The sequence below is a fragment of the Roseovarius halophilus (ex Wu et al. 2025) genome, assembly GCF_047086965.1.
This window is the reverse complement of record NZ_JBKOTX010000543.1, coordinates 1-581: the sequence shown is the minus strand read 5'-3', so window position 1 is coordinate 581 and position 581 is coordinate 1. Positions and strand designations below refer to the sequence as shown.

Here is a 581-nt window from a genome sequence, read left to right as displayed (position 1 = left end):
CAAGGCTTATGAGCCGGGCTACATCCACATCGACGTGAAGTATCTGCCTCAGATGGCTGATGAGACCTCGCGGCGCTACCTGTTCGTGGCGATCGATCGCGCGACACGCTGGGTCTTCATCCGGGTCTTCAAGGCCAAGACCGCAGCCAATGCGCGGCGCTTTCTGCGCGACCTGGAGCGCGCCTGCCCAATGCGCATCCGCACCATTCTGACCGACAACGGCAAGGAGTTCACCGATCGCCTCTTCGGCCTGCGCAAACGCGCTGCAACCGGGGCGCACGAGTTCGACACACTTTGCAAAGACCTCGGTATCGAGCACCGCCTCACCCCGCCGAAGTCACCCCAGACCAATGGCATGGTCGAGCGCTTCAACGGTCGCATCGAGGAGGTGCTGCAAAGCCACCATTTCCGATCCGGCGAGGAGCTGGAGACGACGCTGCACCGCTACGTCTGGCTCTACAACCAGCAGCTCCCGCAATCAGCCTTGGGCAGCAAGACGCCCTTGCAGGCGATGAAGGGCTGGCACAAACTCAAGCCCGAGCTGTTCAAGAAACAGCCATACCACCTTCCGGGATGTGACA

The 581-nt window shown here is 61.4% G+C and carries 1 protein-coding gene; it reads left to right on the top strand.

All coding sequences use genetic code 11. The annotated features are described in order from the left end of the window. A partial coding sequence (locus tag ACH107_RS33400; protein ID WP_412509871.1) for an integrase core domain-containing protein occupies nt 1–581 on the top strand: 581 nt, incomplete at both ends.